This is a genomic window from Bacillus gaemokensis, from assembly GCF_001590835.1.
GTDB lineage: Bacteria > Bacillota > Bacilli > Bacillales > Bacillaceae_G > Bacillus_A > Bacillus_A gaemokensis.
In genome coordinates this window covers 793894-815277 of sequence record NZ_LTAQ01000001.1, presented here as the reverse complement: position 1 = coordinate 815277, position 21384 = coordinate 793894, and the positions used below count along the sequence as shown (strand labels likewise).

Here is a 21384-nt window from a genome sequence, read left to right as displayed (position 1 = left end):
CGTGCAACTATGTTAGAACGAACGTTGCGTGTATTAGAATATAACAAAGTAAAAGAACAATTACTTGAACATACCGCTTCTTCACTTGGACGTGATAAAGTGAAGAGTCTTGTGCCAAGTACAGATTTTGAAGAAATTGTGGAAATGCAAGAAACAACGGATGAAGCAGCGAAAGTGATTCGTTTAAAAGGACATGTGCCACTTGGCGGGATTTCTGATATTCGTCCAAATGTAAAACGTGCGAAAATTGGAAGTATGTTAAGTCCGCATGAATTAATAGATATTGCAAGTACGATGTATGGTAGTCGCCAAATGAAACGATTTATTGAAGATATGGTTGAGAATGGCGTAGAACTTCCAATTCTAGAAACGCGTGTTGCACAAATCGTTTCTTTATATGATTTAGAAAAGAAAATTACGAATTGCATCGGCGATGGCGGGGAAGTAGTTGATAGCGCAAGTGATAAACTGCGCGGCATTCGTAACCAAATCCGTACTGCGGAAAGCCGCATTCGTGAGAAACTTGAAAATATGACGCGCTCTTCTAATGCGCAGAAGATGTTATCAGATGCGATTGTAACGATTCGTAATGAGCGCTATGTAATTCCTGTAAAACAGGAATATCGCGGTGTATATGGCGGTATCGTTCATGATCAATCTGCTTCTGGGCAAACGTTATTTATTGAACCGCAAGTCATTGTGGAACTAAATAACGCTCTGCAAGAAGCACGTGTGAAAGAAAAACAAGAAATAGAACGCATCTTGATGATGTTAACAGAAGAAGTAGCAATAGAAGCTGATACTGTACTAGCGAATGTAGAGGTTATTGCTGAACTTGATTTCATTTTTGCAAAAGCACTTTATGCGAAACGAATTAAAGCAACGAAGCCAATTGTAAATAACGAGCGTTATATGGATTTAAGACAAGCGCGTCATCCTCTTATCGATCCGGAAATTATTGTGCCAAATAACATTATGCTTGGTAAAGATTTTACAACGATCGTTATTACAGGCCCGAATACTGGTGGTAAGACAGTTACGTTAAAAACAGTCGGTATTTGTGTATTAATGGCGCAATCAGGCCTTCATATTCCAGTAATGGATGAATCAGAGATTTGTGTGTTCAAAAACATCTTTGCTGATATTGGTGATGAACAATCTATTGAACAAAATTTAAGTACGTTCTCTTCTCACATGGTAAACATTGTAGACATTTTAGAACGTGCTGATTTTGAAAGCTTAGTATTATTTGATGAATTAGGTGCCGGAACAGACCCACAAGAAGGGGCTGCTCTTGCAATTTCAATCTTAGACGAAGTATACAACCGAGGAGCGCGCGTTGTTGCAACGACGCACTATCCAGAGTTAAAAGCATATGGATACAATCGTGAACAAGTTATTAACGCAAGCGTTGAATTTGATGTAAATACATTAAGTCCAACTTATAAGTTACTAATCGGTGTACCAGGACGCAGTAACGCTTTTGAAATTTCAAAACGTCTTGGATTATCTGATCGTGTAATTGATCGTGCTCGTAATCATATTAGTACGGATACAAATAAAATCGAAAATATGATTGCCAAGCTAGAAGAAAGTCAAAAAAATGCAGAGCGCGAATGGAACGAAGCAGAAGAGCATCGTAAACAATCTGAAAAGCTTCATCGTGAATTACAGCGCCAAATTATTGAATTTAATGATGAGCGTGATGAGAGATTATTAAAAGCACAAAAAGAAGGCGAAGAAAAAGTCGATGCTGCAAAAAAAGAAGCAGAAGGCATCATTCACGAACTTCGTCAATTGCGTAAAGCGCAGCTTGCAAACGTGAAAGATCACGAGCTAATTGAAGCGAAGAGCCGCCTAGAAGGGGCAGCGCCAGAGCTTGTGAAAAAACAAAAAGTAAAAGTGAAGAACACAGCGCCAAAGCAACAGCTAAGAGCGGGCGATGAAGTGAAAGTATTAACATTTGGTCAAAAAGGACAACTTCTTAAAAAAGTAAGTGATACAGAGTGGAACGTACAAATAGGTATTCTAAAGATGAAAGTAAAAGAATCGAATATGGAATACATTAATACACCACAACAAACCGAGAAGAAAGCAGTCGCAACTGTTAAAGGAAGAGACTATCACGTTTCTTTAGAGCTTGATCTTCGTGGTGAGCGCTACGAAAATGCAATGATGCGTGTAGAAAAATATTTAGACGATGCGCAGCTTGCGAACTACCCGCGCGTATCCATTATTCACGGAAAAGGAACGGGAGCACTTCGCCAAGGGGTACAAGATTACTTGAAGAAGCATCGGGGCGTGAAAAACTATCGTTACGGTGACATGGGTGAGGGAGGCCTAGGCGTAACAGTTGTCGAATTAAAATAGCACAAAACCAAGCAAAAGGGGTAAACACTATGTTTATGGACAAACTTGCAAAAGTATTGTTAGCTTGTTGCGGCATATTTTTTGTGATTGGGGTTATTTATTTAGTGGTTTTTGCGAAGTAAAGAAGTGTCAATCTCGGCATCATGATACAGCCTAAGATTGACACTTTTTCTTTTCGGATAATCTATAAGAAAAAAAGGAATACGACATGAAAATTAACCAATTTATAAGTGAAGCATTATCCTGTTCAAGGCGAGAAACAGATCGCCTTATTAAAGCAGGTCGCGTAGCAATTAACGATGAAGTTTGTACGCATGGCATGATTGTCACGCCGGATGATATTGTAACAATTGATGGCAAACTGATTGAAAAAGAGGACAAAGAAAAAATCTATATCGCCTTTCATAAACCAGTTGGTATTACTTGTACAGCAGCGGAACATATTGAAGACAATATCATCGATTACATCAATCATCCAGAGAGAATTTTTCCAGTTGGTCGCTTAGATAAAGCGTCAGAAGGATTGATTTTGTTAACAAATGACGGCCGGATTGCCCATCAAATTTTACACGGGGATCATGAGCATGAAAAAGAATATGTGGTGACAGTGGATAAGCCATTTACAGATTGGTTTATCGATGAAATGTCCCGTGGTGTGAAAATTAAGGATGGGATGACGAAGCCGTGTAAAGTGATGCGAGTAGATGGATCCACATTTCGAATTATTTTAACGCAAGGAATGAATAGACAAATTCGACGGATGAGCCGTGCGTTTGGATATACAGTAACGAAGCTAAAACGCGTCCGAATTATGAATATTAAGCTTGATGAATTAGAGACTGGAAAGTGGCGAAATATCACAGAGCAAGAGTTGCAAGAACTATTGAAACAACTATAAGGAGAGAAGGAGCTATGGCTTCCTCTCTTTTTTATCCCGCATTAACAGGTAGTAAGACCCTACCTCAAAATTCAGCAAAAGCAAAGAAGTTAGGTGGGGGATGAACTGCCTGTAAAAGCCCAATTTGTGAGGGCTAATAATCAGTGGGGGATGAAGACTCCCCACTGATTAAAGTTTCACTTTATTTTTTGTCAGAAAAAATAAAACTATTGATTTTTTAAAAAATAGCCCATATAATAAAAAACAACAAGATTCGACAACATATTTTATAAAAGTAATGATGAGGACATGAGTTGTTTTTTACGATTCTCAGAGAGGGGAGCCTTAGGCTGTGAGCTTCCTAATACGAAAAGACACATTTACCACCTCTAAACTTCAAGAGTGAACTGTATCATGCATTGTAATTCTTGGCGGATAAAACCGTTATCAATTTACACGAGCTATAAAATGAGCTTATTTTGTTATAAATTCATTTTATTAGAATAAGGGTGGAACCACGATTTCAACACTCGTCCCTTTGTTAGGGACGAGTGTTTTTTGCGTTCTTTTTTAAGGGAATTAGAATTGAAAGAGGATATATAACGGTATTTTGTTTCAGAATATTTTGTTTTTTTATTAATTTTTTAGGAGGTAGAGAAAAATGAAATCATCTTTAAAGTTATCAGAGATGTTTGCAATAAGTTTAATGTTATTTGCGCTATTCTTCGGTGCAGGAAACATGATTTTCCCGCCAGCATTAGGACAAGGTGCTGGAACAGATGTATGGATTGCGTTGTTTGGTTTTATTATTACAGGTGTAGGGCTTCCTTTATTAGGAGTCATCGCCATTGCTTTAAAAGGAGATATCAATGCATTAGCAGGTCGTGTGCATCCGTTATTTGCACTTGTTTTCATAGTTGCAATTTATTTATGCTTAGGTGTATTTGTAAGTGTACCGCGTACAGGAACTGTTGCTTATGAAATGGCGGTTGCTCCATTTTTATCAAGCTCAGTAGCTGGTGGGGCATATCCACTCGTTATGTTTACATTTATTTTCTTTGCAGTTACTTTCTATTTAGCATTAAATCCTTCGAAATTAGTAGGACGTATTGGGAAAGTATTAACACCAATCTTATTATCGGTTATTGCAATTATTGTCATCAAAGCACTGATTACACCAATGGGAGAGTTTGGGGCACCGACAGAAACATACAAAGATCCACTGTTCAAAGGATTTATTGATGGATATTTAACATTAGATGGATTAGCGGCACTTGTTTTCGGAAATGTTGTCATCAATACTTTAAAAGCAAAAGGGATTACAAATAACAAAAGCATTGCGAAAGTAACAATCTTTGCAGGGATTATTGCAGCACTGGGTTTACTTATCGTTTATCTAGCACTTGCTTATCTAGGGGCTTCTAGTGTATCACTTGGAATGGGAGAAAACGGCGGTGTTATTTTAACAAACGTTGTTCATCATCTATTTGGAAGTTACGGTACATTCCTACTTGGAATAGCAATTGCAGCTGCTTGTTTAACAACTTCTGTTGGGATTGTCGCAGCTTGTGGAGAGTTTTTCTCAGCATTATTACCAAAACTGTCTTATCAAAAAGTTATTTTCATCTTCTGTGTATTAGCATTTATGGTAGCGAACCTTGGTCTAACACAGTTAAATGCATTAGCATTACCAATCTTAATTGCAATCTATCCAATTGGAATCGTGTTAATCGTATTATCACTCATTGAAAATTACATTCGTGTTCCATTAGCAATGTATGTGGGTGGTATTATAGGAGCGTTTGTTATTAGTTTCTTTGATGGTTTAAATAATGCGCATATTCAAATTGCGGCACTAGCACCTATTTTAGAAAAAATTCCATTTTATAGTGTAGGAATTGGATGGCTCATTCCAGGCTTGATCGGTATGTTTATTGGATATGTTGTTTCTGTTTTTCAGAAACAAGAAATTGTTGTAGAAAAATAAGGAAAAGGGGCTTTCTTTCAAAGAAAGTCTCTTTTTTTGTAGGAAATCTTATATATAAAGAAAATGTGATATTAAAAATTTTATACATAATTCAGTTGACAAAATTTTCATGTTTAAGCTAAGATTGACTTAGTTGTGAGAATTCTTGAAGGGAAGTGATGGATGAGAGAGAATAAAAGGTTTAAATTCAGTATTTTTGTAAGAAGAGGTGATAGAACAATAGAATAGAATGGTTATTTTTTTTGGTTATAATTGAGAATGATAATCATTACAAAAGAACATACATATCTTTTTTCAGTAAGCGTTTCCTTTAAAAGGTAATAGGGAAAAGATTATTTTTTTAAATTTAAATGAGAATGATAATCAATTTTGTTTTTGAATAAGGAAATAGGGATGGAAAGATAGAACGGGTTATTTTTTTTTAGATAAACTGAGAATAATTATCATTTTCAAGAAGGGTATTTGGATTAAGTGATAAACAAGGAGGAAATAAGCAAAATGAAAAAGTTTTCCGCATTACCAGCTTTTATTATAACACTTGTATGTATGATTACTTTTCTTGTCGTACCATCTTCACAAGCTTCAGCAAAATTGGCTGATGGTACGTATGATATCAACTATGTCATAAAAAAAGCGGAAGATGATTCAGCTTCTATGGCAAATGATTATTTTGAAAAACCAGCTAAGTTAATTGTGAAAAATGGTGAGATGAGAGTACAAGTACCCATGAATCATAGTGCTTGGATTACAGAGTTTAAAGCACCAGAGAACGGTAATTTTGTTGACTCAAAAGTAGTAAGTAAGGATGAAGCAGCAGATAAAAGAACTGTTGAGTTTAAAGTTGACGATTTATCTAAACCATTAGGTGTAAAGATTCACGTTGTGGTACCATCTGCAAACTACGATCATCATTACACAATTCGCTTTGCATTTGATGCAAATGTAAAAGCTACAGGTGGCGATAACACTGCTGCTGGGGTAACAAAAAATGAAGATCAAAATAAAAAAGATGGACAAGCAAATGAAGAGAAAAATAAAGATACAAACAAAGAGATAAATAAAGATACAAACAAAGAGATAAATAAAGACACAAATAAAGATGCAAACAAAGGAACAAATGAAAAAGAGAAAACTGAAAATCCAAAAACCGGTGATGATGCAAAGATTGCAGGATTTGCGACATTGCTTCTTGTTTCAGGTGTTTTTTTAATTCGTAAAGTGAAACTAAGTAAATAAACTATGGAGTAATAAGAAAGGTGCTGATCGTATGTTCAAACAATTAAAAGCAGTTATTGCAGTATTCGCAATCCTATTCACTTTTATGGCAACATTAGATTCTCAAGAAACGAAAGCAGCTACGCAACTTGCAGATGGTAAATATAATATTGCTTTTACAGTATGGAAAGGCGATAAAGATGAAACATCTAGAATGGGCAGTTATTTTGAAAGTCCAGCGACATTAACAGTTAAGAATGGAAAACAATATGTTTCATTCAAAGTGAAAGACAGCTCTTCTATTAAGAGTTTCCAAGTAGAAAAAGATGGTGGATTCGTAGAAACAACAGTAGTAAGTGAGAATAAAAAAGAGAATACAAGAGTCGTAGAATTTGAATTGAATGATTTATCAAAGCTGTTAAATAGCAAGGTGAAAATCAATATTCCAATTATTAATTATAACGCCTCATATGATATTCGAATCGTATTTGATGTAAATAGTATTGTAGTTAGTAAATAATTCAGTGAGTACTTAAAAAACATGTAGAAGGAGCGTTATTCCATTGAGCAGGTACCTTAAGATTGTTGTCGCAATGTGTTTCATGATATTTACATTCGTATCAACACTACAACCACTTGCAGTTCAAGCAGCTACAACTTTGGCTGACGGTGAATATTCAATTGCGTTTGAAGTGCTAAAGGATAAGTCAGATGAAAAATCTATGATGAATGATTATTCTGTAAGCCCAGGAACTTTGAAAGTGAAGGATGGGAAAAAGAAAGTATCCTTTACACTAACTCATAGTGCTTGGATTACGAAGTTTGAAACAGAAAAAAATGGAGCATTCGTTGATGCGAAAGTAATAAGCGAAGATAAAAATGCAGATACAAGAGTTGTAGAATTTGATGTAGAAGATTTAGAGAAAATATTAAATGCGAAAGTAAAAGTAGATATTGATGCTTTAAACTACCATCACTACTATGATATTCGTTTTTCGTTTGATAAAAAAAGTATTACACCAATTAACGTAGTAAAACTGGATGAACCAAAAAATCCAGATGAAAAAAAGGACCCAGCTACTAAGCCAGATCCAAATGAAAAACCAGATCCAAGTCAGAAGCCCGACCAAAAGCCTGACTCAGATCAACAACCAAATTCTAACACAATTAAAGACGGTGAGTACAGTATTCCCTTTAAAGTATTAAAAGATAAAACAGATGAAATTTCCATGATGAATACGTATACGCAAAATTCAGGGAAATTAAAGGTGAAAAATGGAGAGAAAAAAGTATCTTTCACCTTAACAAATAGTTCATGGATTACGAAGTTCCAAACAGAAAATGCTGGTGCATTTGTTGATGCGGCAGTAATAAGTGAAGATAAAGCTGCGGATACAAGAGTCGTAGAATTTGATGTAGAGGATTTATCGGAAAAATTAAATGCAAAAGTGAAAGTAGATATCGATTCGATGAATTACCATCATTTTTATGATATTCAAATTCAATTTGATAAAGGAAGTATGAAAGCTCTAGATAACCAAGGCGGAGACAACAACCAAGGTGGAGACAATAACCAAGGTGGAGACAATAACCAAGGTGGAGACAACAACCAAGGTGGAGACAACAACCAAGGCGGAGACAACAACCAAAGTGGAGACAATAACCAAGATGGAAACAACGACCAAGGTGGAGACAATAACCAAGGTGGAGACAACAACCAAGGCGGAGACAACAACCAAAGTGGAGACAACAACCAAAGTGGAGACAATAACCAAGGTGGAAACAACGACCAAGGTGGAGACAATAACCAAGGCGGAGACACAACAATAGACCCTAATGCACTTAAAGATGGACAGTACAGCATTGACTTCAAAGTGCTAAAAGATAAAACAGAAGAAATTTCAATGATGAACACATATACAAAGAGTCCCGGTGTATTAAAAGTAAAAGATGGAAAGAAATATGTATCCTTCACCTTAACAAATAGTGCATGGATTACAAAATTTGAGTTTGAAAAGAATAGTGCATTCGTTGATGCAAAAGTGCTAAGTGAAAATAAAGAGCCAGATACAAGAGTAGTGGAAGTAGAAGTAGACGATTTATCGAAAAAATTAAATGCAAAAGTGAAAGTAGATATCGATTCAATGAATTACCATCATCTTTACGATATTCAATTTGCATTTGATAAAGGGAGTATTAAATCTTTAGGTAATCAGGACGGAAACAACACCCCTGATGGAGATAATACTCCAAATGATAATAACAATCCAAGCGGAGATAATACTCCGAATGGAAACAACAATCCTGATGGAAATAATAGCCCAAATGGAAATAACAACAATGGAAATCAAAAAATTGATCCGAAAAATTTAAAAGATGGTCAATACGACATTGCTTTTAAAGTATTAAAAGATAAAACAGAAGAAATTTCAATGATGAACCAATATGTAGTAAGCCCGGCGAGATTAACAGTGAAAGATGGCAAGAAGCATGTTGTGATGACATTGAAAAATAGTGCATGGATTACGAAGTTCCAAACAGAAAATGCTGGTGCATTCCCAGATGCGAAAGTAGTAAGTGAAGATAAAAACGCGGATACAAGAGTTGTAGAATTCGAAGCAGATGATCTATTTGCAAAATTAAATACGAAAGTAAAAGTAGATATCGACTCAATGAATTATCACCATTTCTATGATGTGCAAATTCAATTTGATCCGAATAGTATTGGGGCTGTAGGAACGATTAAGGAAGATCCAAATCCAAACAATCCAAATATAAAAGGTTCAGTTATTAAAAATCCAACAACTGAAAACCCTGATTTTAATAGAAATGCAGATGGCAAGAAACAAACGTCAAATACAAACAGCAATGCGAAAAAAGAACAAAACTCAAAAACTGCAGATACAGCACAAATCGGTTTATATATGGCGCTATTGCTAGGTTCACTTGTTCTATTAATCCGTAAATATAGAGCTGGTAGACTGTAACTTTTTTAAGTCTTGATACACCTCTTTGTGTATCAAGACTTACTTTTAGTTTGATATTGCCTTGAAAGGAGTGGTGATCAAAAGTGAGGAAAATCACCAGTGCATTGATGGCTGTTAGTCTACTATTTGGTATAGTTGGATGCTCATCACCTAAAAAAGAAAATGTCGCCGCGAAAAAGGTGAAAAATAGTGATGAACGTGTAATTGCCACAACAGTAGCAGTGACCGAAATTATGGATGCATTAGAAGTAGATTTAATTGGAGTTCCAACAAGTTATAAAACATTACCAAAGCGTTATAAAGATTTACCAGAGATAGGAAATCCGATGAGTCCCGATATGGAAAAAGTGAAATCGATGAAACCGACAGAGGTGTTATCCGTTACAACGCTTGAATATGAACTGAAGCCAGTTTTCAAGGAAACAGGTATGAAAGCAAGCTTCTTAAACTTAACAAGTCTGAAAAATATGCAAAATACCATTACTGATTTAGGAAAAAAATACGGTCGCGAGAAGCAAGCTGAAGCAGTTGTGACAAAGTTTGATAAAAAGGTTGCAGATATTCAGAAACAAGTAAAAGGAAAGAAGGCACCAACAGTTCTTATTCTGCTAGGTGTACCAGGAAGTTATTTAGTGGCAACAGAACATTCTTATATTGGTGATCTTGTTAAACAATTAGGTGGTAAAAATATTGTACAAGGCGAGAAGGTAGAATATTTAGCTTCTAATACGGAGTACTTAAAGAAAGCTGATCCAGATATTATTTTACGAGCAGCTCACGGTATGCCAGATGAAGTTGTAAAAATGTTTGATAAAGAATTTAAAACGAATGATATTTGGAAGCATTTTTCCGCTGTGAAAAATGATAGAGTGTATGATTTAGAAGAACTTTTATTCGGAACGACAGGGAATTTAGCAGCGATGGAAGCGCTAGATGAACTAAAGAAAATGATGTATCCATGATGCATTTTATAAATAAGGGACGATTGTAATGAATAAAAAATTTTGGAGTTTTTTCATCGTTACGGCTTTACTTGTTGTGATGACGACTGTATCGGCAGTGAAAGGGAGTTTAGAGGTAGACATTATTGATCTATTGCAAGGTATATTTACGGGGACGAATGAGGATGTTGAAGTGATTAAAGATTTACGTTTCCCTCGTATTATTATTGCCCTCTTTACAGGAGCGGCACTTGCTGTTTCCGGTGTGCTTTTCCAAGCAGTTATGAAGAATCCACTTGCAGATGCAGGGGTTATTGGGATATCTTCAGGAGCGAGTTTTATGACACTTGTTATTATTACGTTATTTCCACAATTGTTTTTTTGGACACCACTATTTGCTTTTTTAGGCGGAGCGTTTGCTTGTTATCTTGTGTATTCGTTTTCTTGGAAATCAGGGCTAAGCCCATTGCGGATTATTTTAATCGGGATTGCTATTAATGCGATGTTTACTGGATTAAATGAATCCTTTGTTACGATTTGTGGATATTTCATTAAGAGTATTAAGCAGACAAAAACATCGAATATAACGATGAAAACATGGAGTGATGTAGAAGTTATCGTTACATATGGGTCAATCGGTCTCATTCTTGCACTATTTTTAGGAGCATGGTGTAACTTATTATCTCTGCAAGATAAAACAGCAAAAAATTTAGGGCTTCATGTTACGAGAGTTCGCCTTATTATTTCAGCTATTGCTGTACTTTTAGCTGCTGTATCAACCGCAATTGCAGGTGTTATTGCTTTTGTAGGGTTGCTTATTCCGCATATTTCTCGGCAACTGGTTGGTTCAGACCATAAAGTACTTATTCCATTTTCAGCCCTTGCAGGTGCGTTATTAATTGTAACGGCTGATACAATTGGACGATTGATTGTACCGCCTAATGAAATTCCAGCAGCGACAATTATGGCAATCATTGGTGGGCCATTCTTAATATTCTTGCTTAGAAAGAGTGATCGAATCCATGGAAATTAAAAACGTAACATTTTCGTATGACAATGTAACAGATCGTTTGAAATCTGTAAGTAGTGAAATTGAACTTGGAAAAATCACAACGATTATTGGACCTAACGGTTGTGGTAAATCAACATTACTAGGTGTCATGTCCAGAAACTATAATCCTCGGAACGGGGAAGTTATATTGGATGGAAAAGCAATTAGTCAGTATAAACCGAAAGAGTTTGCCTGGAAACTAGCAGTTGTACATCAGCAAAATGAAGCTCCTTCCGACATTACTGTTGAGAAATTAACAAGCTTTGGCCGAATGCCACATAAAGGCTTATTTTCTTCGGAAAGCGAAGAAGATAGAGAAGCGATTGAAAGAGCTCTAACGTGTACGAATCTGCAAGAGAAGCGGGATATGGCAATACATGCTTTATCTGGTGGTGAAAGGCAGCGTGTGTGGATTGCGATGACCTTAGCGCAAAGCACACCAATGCTCTTCTTAGATGAACCGACGACGTATTTGGATATTTATTATCAGATCGAAATATTAGAGCTAATTAAAGAATTAAATGAAGTGTATGGTCTAACGATTGTTATGGTATTGCACGATATTAATCAGGCAATCCGCTATAGCGATCATATTATCGTTATGAAGAATGGAGAAATTGTTATGAAAGGTACACCAGATGATGTTGTGACAGAAGATATGATTAAAACAATATATGGCGTGGATGTTGTTGTGAAGCATGATGAGGATACGGGACTATATATGGTGCCAATGGGGATTTGAAAAGCGGATTGAAACCGTAAAAAATCCGTTTTGAGGTGATAATTTGAGCAGCAAGAAAGGAAAGAAAAAAAAATCTCTTTTTCAAAGAATAGTCACCATTTTCTTTTTAGGTATATTTTTCTATTCTGCCTATGAGTTAGGTGGCATGTTCATGGATTACTATGAAAATCGCAAAGTAATGGCTGAAGCGCAAGAAATCTATCAAAGTAGTCACATGGAAGAAAAGGCGCCTGATGGAGAAATTCGTGCACAGTTCCAAAATTTGCGAAAGATTAATCCGGAAATAGTCGGATGGATTACGATGGATGATACACAAATTAATTATCCAATTGTGCAAGCGAAAGATAATGATTACTATTTATATCGTAATTATAAAGGTGAGGATATGAGAGCTGGAAGCATTTTTATGGATCATCGTAATGATGTGAAAGCTCAAAATCGAAATACAGTTTTATATGGTCACCGCATGAAAGATGGCTCTATGTTTGGTAGTTTAAAAAAAATGTTAGAGAAAGACTTTTTTATGTCTCACCATAAGTTATATTATGATACTTTATTTGAAGGATATGATGTCGAAGTTTTTTCAGCATATACAACAACGACCGATTTCTATTATATTCAAACGGATTTTAAAAACGATGAGGAATACACATCGTTCTTACAAAATATTAAAGAGAAATCACTTTATAAAGTAGATACGGCTGTTACAGCAAATGATCAAATTTTGACATTGTCTACGTGTGACTATGCGCTTGATCCAGAGGCAGGAAGGTTAGTCGTACATGCGAAGTTGGTGAAACGAAGTTGAGAATGAAAAAAGGTATAGAAGTGAAAGAATGTATGCTGCTTCTTACACTTCTATACCGATAATTAAAAAGGTTAAAAAACGAGGTTTTTTATTGAGCTGCAGCAATTGGCATGCGGACAATTTTAACATCGTAGAAAGAGATTTTATTTTCGATAATATATTCTGGTAATCCACTACGATGTGAATGAGCGTCTTTAAAAGCATTGCTCTTTGTCCAGCCTTGAAAGTCTTCTTTTGAATTCCAACGTGTGCTAATTGTCACTTCATCATAATCAACTGTATTTTCAGTCAGCAGAACCTCTAAACCTAAAAAACCAGGCATTGTTTCTACTTTACCTACTTTATTGAAGCGCTCGATCAACTTATGTGCATCACCTTTTGTAATTTTCGATGTATTTGTCACAATAATCATGTCTTTATTCCTCCTGAAAGTCTCCCATTATTTTCATAATCTACCTTTAAATAAATGATAATGAAAATCGTTATCATTGTCAATGAGGATAAAAGAAATTTATCTCGCTATTTGCGGGCAGCTATACCCACGGATCAAGATTCTGCAAAAGAATTTAGGTGGGGGATGAGGTCCTTCTACTACTTAAAGTTTCATTCTATGAAAGAAAAAGTTTTTAAGCTAAAAAAGTTTGCACTGTCTGAATGATTGTTCGTAACATCTATTCAATTTCATGCACATAAATATAATAATGTCGTTCAATAAAGATTGAGGGGGATTACAACGTATGAAAGAACAGCCAATCGTTCTCCATGCTGAGCCTTTTGTAGCCCAGTATGAACAAATAATTACACCAGCAGAATGTCGAGAGTTAATTGAATTAGCAAAACAGCACATCCAGCCTGCACAATTCTTTGGGCATACAGGGGAGAGAAAGTCAGACTTTACTTGGCTTCCGCACTATTCGTATGGCATTGTTAGTCGAGTATCAGAACGTATTGCTTCTATTATGACCTTGCCACTTAATCATGCTGAGCCATTACAGGCAGCTCGATATGAAGTTGGAGGGAAATTTGATGCTCATATGGACTGTTATAATACGGGCACTGAGTACGGAAGGGAGCGAGTTGAACACGGGGGACAACGAATTTATACTGCTATCCTTTATTTGAACGTAGTAGAAGCAGGTGGAGAAACAGTTTTCCCTTCTCTGAATCTCACGGTTACTCCAAGTGAAGGGAAACTACTAATTTTTGAGAATTGTAAAAGGGGGACAAATGAACCACATCCGCTTTCCATGCATGAAGGTTGTGCAGTACATGAAGGAGAAAAATGGATTGCTACATTATGGTTTCGTGAAAAACCTCAATATTAAAAATTATTTTGAGGGTTGGGAGAGGAATGGAAATTCTTATCCTTGTACAGGGATTTTTTGTTGGGATGCACGCTAGGACTAATCGCTGGATGAAAACCTACATGTAACAATTAAATAAGCGAAGAGGTCGTTGTACTAGCAAAGCAATAATATGGTATAGTGAAACGAGGCTATTTTTGAGTCTCGTTTTTTAAATGCTTCCTACAGGTAGAAAGCATTCAAATGGAAAGGAAGACATTACATGCGATCAGAAGTAACTGTGAAGATAAAACCAAAATTTATAAAAGAAATTAAAAGTGGTTATCCGCTTATTTTAAAAGATGCAATTCAAAATTTAAATGATGTGCGTGAAGAAGGTACACTCATCAACGTACTTGATGAGAAGAACCAATTTCTTGGAAAAGGATATTACGGAAAACAAAATAAAGGATACGGTTGGATTTTAACGAGAAAAGAGCAAGAGAACATTGACCAAGCTTTCTTTGAGAGAAAAATCAAATCGGCATTACATAAAAGAAAAGGATTTTACAAATCTAATGATACAACAGCATTTCGCGTCGTAAATGGTGAAGGGGATGGCCTTGGCGGTTTAATCATTGATTATTACGATGGCTATTACGTAATAAGCTGGTACAGCGAAGGGATTTATTCATTCAGAGATGAAATCATTGGAGCTCTTCAAAAGGTAGCCAACTTCAAAGGGATTTATCAGAAAAAGCGTTTTGATACAAAAGGAAAATATATTGAAGAAGATGACTTTGTTACAGGAGAACGCGGTGAGTTTCCAATCATCGTAAAAGAGAACGGGGTAAACTTTGCGGTATACTTAAACGACGGGGCGATGGTAGGCGTATTTTTAGATCAGCGTAACGTTAGAAAACAAATTCGTGATACATATGCGAACGGAAGAACAATGTTAAATATGTTCTCGTATACAGGTGCCTTCTCTGTATTCGCGGCACTTGGCGGAGCAGCAAAAACAACAAGTGTTGACCTTGCGAATCGCAGCTTAAGCAAAACAATTGAACAATTTAGCGTAAATGGCATTGACTATGAAGCACAAGACATTATCGTAGAAGATGTGTTCCATTACTTTAAATATGCAGCGAAGAAACAAATGAAGTTTGATATGGTTGTACTAGACCCACCAAGCTTCGCACGCTCTAAAAAATATACATTTAGTGCGGCGAAAGACTATAAAAACCTATTAAAAGAAACAATCGCAATTACCGAGAACAATGGTATTATCGTTGCTTCCACAAACTGTAGCACGTTCGATATGAAAAAGTTTAAAGGTTTTATCGACACAGCATTTAAAGAAATGAATGGTAAATATAAAATATTAGAAGAACATTCCTTACCAGAAGATTTCCGTACAATTGATCAATTTAAAGAAGGCGACTATTTAAAAGTAGTTTTCATTGAAAAAATCAAAGGATAATCAAAATATATCAGCGTTTTTTTTAATATATCGATGGTTTTGCATAATATATCGGCGCAAATGTACCAGATATCGGCGTTTCGACAAAGGATATCGACTTACAGACAAAAAAAGACAGAGAAAAAGGAGCTCACTTTCAAATGAGCTCCTTTTCTTATTGAACAATGTGCTGCACTCTTCCCACTTGTCCATCTTGTAATCGTACTTTAATACCGTGCGGATGAGACGGTGAGTTTGTCAAAATATCTTTTACAATTCCTCGAGTGAGTTTACCAGTACGTTGATCTTTCTTTAAGACAATATCAACTTCAAGGCCTGGTGAAATGTTAGTTCGTTTCTGTCCGTTCATTTACACACCTGTACGTCTACGTTGGTTGTTTGTTTTCTTCGTTTGTTGGCTTTGTAATTTCTTTGTTGCTTGGCTTTGGCCTGCAGCATTTGAGCCATTTCCATTTCCTTGCTTTTTCTTCGCAAGTTGTTCGCGCATTAAATCAGCTAAGCTTACTTTTTTATTTTCTGACATGGTAAAACTCCTTTATATTAGGTTAATTATAAACAATAGTCATGAATTCCATCATAACATTGTTGTGAAAAGAAATGAAGTCAGATTGAATTTTCATATAATTCTTTTCACTTTTAGCTACTTCAGTTACAATTAAATTGTTAATGTTTGTAAAAAGGGGATAGAAATATGTCACATCATATTTTAATAGTAGAAGACGACATTTCGATTCGAGAAATGGTTGGAAAATATTTAACGAAAGAAGGCTTTCAAGTTACAATCGCATCTGATGGAGAAGAAGGAGTTTTCGCATTTTTAAAAGGTTCATTTGATTTAATTATTCTCGATATCATGATGCCGAAGCTAGATGGTTTAGAAGTTGTAAGAATCATTCGCGAAAAAAGTGCTGTTCCAATTTTAATGATGTCCGCAAAGGATACGGATGTGGATAAAGCGGTCGGTCTGGGACTTGGAGCAGATGACTACATTTGTAAGCCCTTCTCTATGATTGAACTAGCTGCACGGGTAAAGGCAGGTATTCGAAGATCTACAAAGTATTCAGCCGCGGAGCCGAAAGAAGAAATGATTGAGATTGGTGATTTGAAAATTGACCCGATCAACTTTACTGTGCAAAAAAAAGAAAAACAGTTAAAACTTACTTTGAAAGAATTTGAGATTTTAAAACTATTTGTGAAGAATCAAAATCGTGTATTTACAAAAGCGCAAATCTATAACCTAATTTGGAATGAAGAGTATTATGGTGATGATAACGTGATTAATGTTCATATGAGACGGTTACGTGAGAAAGTTGAAGATGACCCTTCGAATCCAAAATATATTAAAACATTATGGGGTATTGGCTATAAGTTGGAAGTGATGTAGTATGGCCTTTCTTTTAACAATCGTTATTTTCATATTATTAGGTGTTATTTATTTTCAATATAGAACACAGAAAAGCAAGAGTGCCAATACACGTTATACATATGAGAAGTTACAGGATATTGTAAAGCAGCAAACAGGTGAGAAACTATTAGTTATGACGGATGATAAAGAACTGCAAAAATTATTAGTAGCGATTAATAACTTATTAGATGCGAAACAAAAAACGAATGCCGATCATGCGAAGGTTGAAATTTCGATGCGGAAGATGCTTTCTAACATCTCACATGATTTAAAAACGCCGCTCACTGTTATTCTTGGGTATACAGAAATGCTAAATACAGATAAAACAATGAAAGATGAAGAGCAAGAAGTATTGCTAGAAAAGGTACATGTAAAAACGTTAGAAGTAATGGAACTCATTCATAAATTCTTTGATTTGGCAAAATTAGAGTCAGGAGATAAAGTAATCGAGATGACAAAGGTAAATATGAATGAAGTGTGCCGAGAAAAGGTTTTATCCTTTTATGATTTAGTAACAACGAAGGGATTTGAGGTGCATATTGATATACCGGAGAAAAATGTATATGCACTTGGAAATGCAGAAGTATTAGGTCGGGTGTTAAATAATTTAATATCCAACGCGATTGCGTATGGATATGATGGGAAAACACTTGGTATCACATTAAGAGATGATGACGTGTGCACTTATGTTGATGTATGGGACCGCGGCAAAGGAATTGATGAATCTCATATTGATAAAGTATTTGAACGCATGTATACGCTAGAAGATTCAAGGAACCGATTGTATCAAGGAAGTGGCCTTGGACTCACCATCACGAAACGACTTGTAGAAGCTTTAGGCGGAGAAATTCATCTTTCTAGTACGCCGTATGAGAAAACGGTATTTACAATTATGCTGAAGAAAATGGGGTTTTAGCTTGTAGAAAGGAGTATTCTACAAGCTTTTTTTTGAACATAAGGAATTTGTAAGGAATGGGTAAGAAAAAAGAGACGTTCATTGTCTATGATATAAAGTGAAAGCGAAAGGGGAAAATGATATGACTTATATATTAAAAACAAATCAGCTAACAAAAGTATTGCAAGGAAAAGAAGTAGTTTCTGGGGTCAACATGCACGTGAAAAAAGGAGAAATCTACGGCTTTTTAGGACCCAATGGAGCTGGTAAAACAACAATAATGAAGATGATTACAAATTTAATAAAACCAACGAGTGGAGATATTGAAATTTTCGGTGAGAGATTAACAGATACATCCTATGATGTGTTAAAGCGAATGGGAACAATTATCGAATATCCTATTTTTTATGACAAATTAACAGCTAAGGAAAATTTATATTTACATTGCGAATATATGGGTTACTACGACAAGAAGGGGATTGGGCATGCATTAGATCTTGTTAATTTACACAACGTGGAGAATAAAAAAATAAAAGACTTTTCACTGGGGATGAAGCAAAGATTAGGAATTGCAAGAGCGATTTTGACAAAGCCAGAGTTATTAATTTTGGATGAACCAATCAACGGTCTAGATCCAATTGGCATTAGAGAATTACGTGACCTATTTAAAATGCTTTGCAAAGAATATGGAATTACCCTGTTAGTTTCTAGTCATATTTTAGGTGAAATGGAGCAAATGGCAGATACAATTGGCGTGATTCAAAATGGGAAACTTATAAAAGAAGTTTCAATGAAGAGCATTAACGGAAAACAAACAGAGTACATTGAGATTTCTGCTCCAGATGTGAAACGAGCAGCTTATATTTTAGAAAATAAACTACGTATAACAAACTACAAAATTATGAGTGGAAGCATGATTCGTGTGTATGAAATGACAGCGACGCAGCAGGCGATTTCTAAAGAACTCATCATGAATGATGTGGAAATTGAAAGTATTAATAAGAAGCATAGCTCATTAGAAGAGTATTTCTTGAATCTTGTGAATGGAGAGGGAATCCATGCTTAATTTAATGAGATTAGAGCTTATAAAGTTTAAATTGGTACCCGTTATTAGAGGGGCTCTTCTTGCGATTCTTATTGCTTCTATATTTCTTACATTACTAATGTTTGAGGGAGAAATGAATAGCTATGCTGTTGCATTTCAATTTATAGATATTTTTTCACGAGCAGTATTTATGATTTTTGGAGCAAGTTTAATTGCAAAATTTATTATTCAAGAGTTTCAAAATAAGACGATGACAGTGATGTTCATGTATCCGATTAACAGGAAAAAGATGATGATTGCGAAAATGCTTATTATTATTATTTTTACGTTGTGCGCTATTGTGATTTCAGAGAGTATTCTCTTTAGTTTCATTTATGCCTTAAATCTATATCATCCAGTAATCACAGAACCATTGACGATGTCGATTCTAGTCCAGAACGGGGCAAAGTTATTTGTAAATGCATTAGCGGCAACAGGAATTAGTTTAATCCCACTCTACTTTGGAATGAAGAAATATTCAGTGCGGGCAACATTTGTATCTGCAATTATTGTTATGTTTTTGGTTACTTCTAGTTTGAATGGTGAGATTTCATTGTTTAGCTTTATTGTGATTCCTATTACATTAGCGTGTATTGGTCTCTTTATTGCTTACAGGGCAGTAAGAAAGATCGAACAGATAGATTTGTTTAAATAAAATAGATGAATTAGGAGGATACTTATGCTGCATCTCATGAAATTAGAAATGAAGAAGTTTAAGCTTGGGTGGTATGTGAAAGGTGCAATTATCGCAAATGTAATTATTATTGCAATATTTTGTTTGATTAACTATATAGAACAAATAGAAGAGACGGGAAGAGGTGAGATAGTTAAAAGCTTCTCAGACGCATTTGTACTGATCGGTGGAATGGTACGAGGAACGTTTATTGTTTTTGCGGGGGTATTAATTGCAAAATTAGTAATTGAAGAATATAAAAATAAAACCATATTGATAATGTTTTCCTATCCGGTTAGTCGAAAGAAACTTATCGCTAGTAAGTTAGTAATTACAGCTTTGCTAACGTTTACCACGATTTTGCTATCTAACATTTTTGTAGCAGGCGCAGTGTTTATATTAAATAGTTATATTCCGATTGTTCCAGATTCAATAACGGTAAACGAGTTTATGAAAGAAGTTATAAAAATGGTGCCTTTTGCAATTGCAGCTGCAGGAACAAGTTTAATTCCATTATACTTCGGGATGCGTAAATATTCTGTGCCAGTCACAATTCTCTCGTCTTTGATTGTTGTGATGATTGCATGTTCGAGTAATCCAGGATTTTCAGTAGTAACGCTTATCCCACTTCAGCTAGGGCTTGCAGCGATTGGGATAATGATTGCTTACTATGGTATTAGAAATATTGAAAAAGAAGATATAGCGGCGTAATCAGAAGAAGTGAAAAAGAGTTGGGATGAGAGCAACTCTTTTTTTGTATATGTATGTCTTATGGCTACTGTGCAAATTTGGAGTATTTATTTAAATACTCTTGAACTGCTGGAGAAATGTCAAAGCGATTAGGTCCTTTATATTCAATAATAAAGTTGCCATCTTCATTTGTTTCAAATGAGATTTCATAACTATCCATTTTATGATTATAAGAAGTGTCTTTGACTTTCGCATCTAAAGCGAAGTGTTTTACAATATAATTTTCTGATTCAGAAATTGCTGTTTGTCTTTTCCAGGGAGTACCATTATATGTGAAGTAAAGAAATAAAAAGATAACACTAAGGATAGAAGTTAATAAAAGGGCTACCTTTGTTATGCTTTTATTCAATTGAGTGATTCCCCTGTAATAATGACATGAATTCATTTAAGCTTACCTCTTTCATGTGAAACTATTTAGTAGAAAATAGTTTCACATGAAACAAGTTACAGAAAAAGAGGGGAAAGGAAAAACAGGATAACTCAATTTTCTTTCCCTATATAGTCTAATAAGCTCTTATCGCTTAATTCAACGAGGAAAGGAAAAAGAAATAAAAAGGGGATACCTAAAATGTCACCTGAAGAATTACAGGTTTTGGCTGAAATATATTGTCTTTGGTTACAATACGGACAATCCTTCCCGTCATGTTGAAAAAATAGAGACCATACATCTTTTGCTTTCCATCTCGTCTTACAATTTGTACAACGAGCCATAAGATTCCCCCTATTTCGTCGTAAACGGAATTGTGTAGAAGTCTACCGAGAATAAAGTACATCACTCTCTAAGAAGTGATGTACTAACAATTCTATAATGTGTAATATTACATAAAAGTATT

The 21384-nt window shown here is 35.4% G+C and carries 22 protein-coding genes and 1 other annotated feature; of the genes, 17 read left to right on the top strand and 5 right to left on the bottom strand.

The features are described from left to right. Positions 1-9 precede the first annotated feature (9 nt). The 10 genes from AZF08_RS04310 (at position 10) to srtB (ending at position 12978) form a co-directional block, all read left to right on the top strand. Positions 10-2370, top strand: coding sequence for an endonuclease MutS2 (locus AZF08_RS04310; RefSeq protein WP_033672837.1), 2361 nt, complete (start codon positions 10-12; stop codon positions 2368-2370). Positions 2371-2578: 208 nt separating this feature from the next. Further along, positions 2579-3268, top strand: a complete 690-nt coding sequence (locus AZF08_RS04305; RefSeq protein ID WP_033672835.1) for a 23S rRNA pseudouridine(2604) synthase RluF — start codon at positions 2579-2581, stop codon at positions 3266-3268. 268 nt (positions 3269-3536) lie between these two features. Beyond that, positions 3537-3788 (top strand) — a binding site (T-box leader). Between the two features lie 120 nt (positions 3789-3908). Next, positions 3909-5234: a branched-chain amino acid transport system II carrier protein BrnQ6 gene (brnQ6, locus tag AZF08_RS04300; protein WP_033672834.1), complete on the top strand. Its 1326-nt coding sequence runs from the start codon at positions 3909-3911 to the stop codon at positions 5232-5234. A gap of 498 nt (positions 5235-5732) precedes the next feature. Continuing rightward, positions 5733-6470: a heme uptake protein IsdC gene (gene isdC, locus AZF08_RS04295; protein WP_063177236.1), complete on the top strand. Its 738-nt coding sequence runs from the start codon at positions 5733-5735 to the stop codon at positions 6468-6470. Positions 6471-6501: 31 nt separating this feature from the next. After that, positions 6502-6969, top strand: a complete 468-nt coding sequence (locus AZF08_RS04290) for an NEAT domain-containing protein (protein WP_033672832.1) — start codon at positions 6502-6504, stop codon at positions 6967-6969. Between the two features lie 43 nt (positions 6970-7012). After that, positions 7013-9436: an NEAT domain-containing protein gene (locus AZF08_RS04285; RefSeq protein ID WP_063177235.1), complete on the top strand. Its 2424-nt coding sequence runs from the start codon at positions 7013-7015 to the stop codon at positions 9434-9436. 83 nt (positions 9437-9519) lie between these two features. Next, positions 9520-10398: a heme ABC transporter substrate-binding protein IsdE gene (gene isdE / locus AZF08_RS04280; protein ID WP_082245981.1), complete on the top strand. Its 879-nt coding sequence runs from the start codon at positions 9520-9522 to the stop codon at positions 10396-10398. Between the two features lie 28 nt (positions 10399-10426). After that, positions 10427-11410, top strand: coding sequence for a FecCD family ABC transporter permease (locus tag AZF08_RS04275; protein WP_033672830.1), 984 nt, complete (start codon positions 10427-10429; stop codon positions 11408-11410). Next, entirely contained in the window at positions 11400-12170 is a 771-nt protein-coding gene (locus AZF08_RS04270) for an ABC transporter ATP-binding protein (protein WP_033672829.1), read from the top strand. Before AZF08_RS04275 ends, AZF08_RS04270 begins: the two co-directional genes overlap by 11 nt. 43 nt (positions 12171-12213) lie before the next feature. Further along, positions 12214-12978, top strand: coding sequence for a class B sortase (srtB, locus tag AZF08_RS04265; RefSeq protein WP_033672828.1), 765 nt, complete (start codon positions 12214-12216; stop codon positions 12976-12978). An 88-nt stretch (positions 12979-13066) separates the two neighbouring features. Here srtB and isdG read toward each other — a convergent pair whose 3' ends face one another. Beyond that, the gene (gene isdG, locus AZF08_RS04260) at positions 13067-13390 is read right to left on the bottom strand and encodes a heme oxygenase (protein WP_033672827.1); all 324 of its coding nucleotides are present in this window, start codon (positions 13388-13390) and stop codon (positions 13067-13069) included. A 325-nt stretch (positions 13391-13715) separates the two neighbouring features. Between isdG and AZF08_RS04255 the strand changes: the two genes are divergently transcribed. Both AZF08_RS04255 and AZF08_RS04250 read left to right on the top strand, forming a co-directional pair. Next, complete coding sequence (locus AZF08_RS04255; RefSeq protein ID WP_033672826.1) at positions 13716-14303, top strand: prolyl hydroxylase family protein; 588 nt, start codon at positions 13716-13718, stop codon at positions 14301-14303. 241 nt (positions 14304-14544) lie between these two features. Next, positions 14545-15744: a class I SAM-dependent rRNA methyltransferase gene (locus tag AZF08_RS04250; protein WP_033672825.1), complete on the top strand. Its 1200-nt coding sequence runs from the start codon at positions 14545-14547 to the stop codon at positions 15742-15744. Between the two features lie 154 nt (positions 15745-15898). Here AZF08_RS04250 and AZF08_RS04245 read toward each other — a convergent pair whose 3' ends face one another. Both AZF08_RS04245 and AZF08_RS30680 read right to left on the bottom strand, forming a co-directional pair. After that, the gene (locus AZF08_RS04245) at positions 15899-16093 is read right to left on the bottom strand and encodes a YwbE family protein (protein ID WP_033672824.1); all 195 of its coding nucleotides are present in this window, start codon (positions 16091-16093) and stop codon (positions 15899-15901) included. Next, positions 16094-16267 (bottom strand): hypothetical protein, encoded by a 174-nt coding sequence (locus AZF08_RS30680; RefSeq protein WP_063177234.1) that lies wholly within the window; start codon positions 16265-16267, stop codon positions 16094-16096. Positions 16268-16435: 168 nt separating this feature from the next. Between AZF08_RS30680 and AZF08_RS04235 the strand changes: the two genes are divergently transcribed. The 5 genes from AZF08_RS04235 (at position 16436) to AZF08_RS04215 (ending at position 20512) form a co-directional block, all read left to right on the top strand. Beyond that, positions 16436-17128: a response regulator transcription factor gene (locus AZF08_RS04235; protein WP_033672823.1), complete on the top strand. Its 693-nt coding sequence runs from the start codon at positions 16436-16438 to the stop codon at positions 17126-17128. Between the two features lies 1 nt (position 17129). Further along, positions 17130-18065, top strand: a complete 936-nt coding sequence (locus tag AZF08_RS04230; protein ID WP_033672822.1) for a sensor histidine kinase — start codon at positions 17130-17132, stop codon at positions 18063-18065. A gap of 121 nt (positions 18066-18186) precedes the next feature. Further along, positions 18187-19110 carry an ABC transporter ATP-binding protein gene (locus AZF08_RS04225; RefSeq protein WP_033672821.1) on the top strand — a complete coding sequence of 308 codons (924 nt, stop codon included), beginning with the start codon at positions 18187-18189 and terminating at the stop codon, positions 19108-19110. Next, entirely contained in the window at positions 19103-19783 is a 681-nt protein-coding gene (locus AZF08_RS04220) for an ABC transporter permease (protein WP_033672820.1), read from the top strand. Before AZF08_RS04225 ends, AZF08_RS04220 begins: the two co-directional genes overlap by 8 nt. A gap of 24 nt (positions 19784-19807) precedes the next feature. Then, a complete protein-coding gene (locus AZF08_RS04215) occupies positions 19808-20512 on the top strand; it encodes an ABC transporter permease (RefSeq protein ID WP_033672819.1) in 705 nt (234 codons plus the stop codon). Positions 20513-20576: 64 nt separating this feature from the next. On the opposite strand, the gene AZF08_RS04210 is transcribed toward AZF08_RS04215, so the two are convergent. Together AZF08_RS04210 and AZF08_RS04205 are read right to left on the bottom strand one after the other, a co-directional pair. Continuing rightward, on the bottom strand, positions 20577-20936 hold the full coding sequence (locus AZF08_RS04210) for a YfjL-like protein (RefSeq protein WP_407639458.1): 360 nt from the start codon (positions 20934-20936) through the stop codon (positions 20577-20579). Positions 20937-21031: 95 nt separating this feature from the next. Continuing rightward, entirely contained in the window at positions 21032-21262 is a 231-nt protein-coding gene (locus tag AZF08_RS04205; RefSeq protein ID WP_033672817.1) for a hypothetical protein, read from the bottom strand. Positions 21263-21384 lie beyond the last annotated feature (122 nt).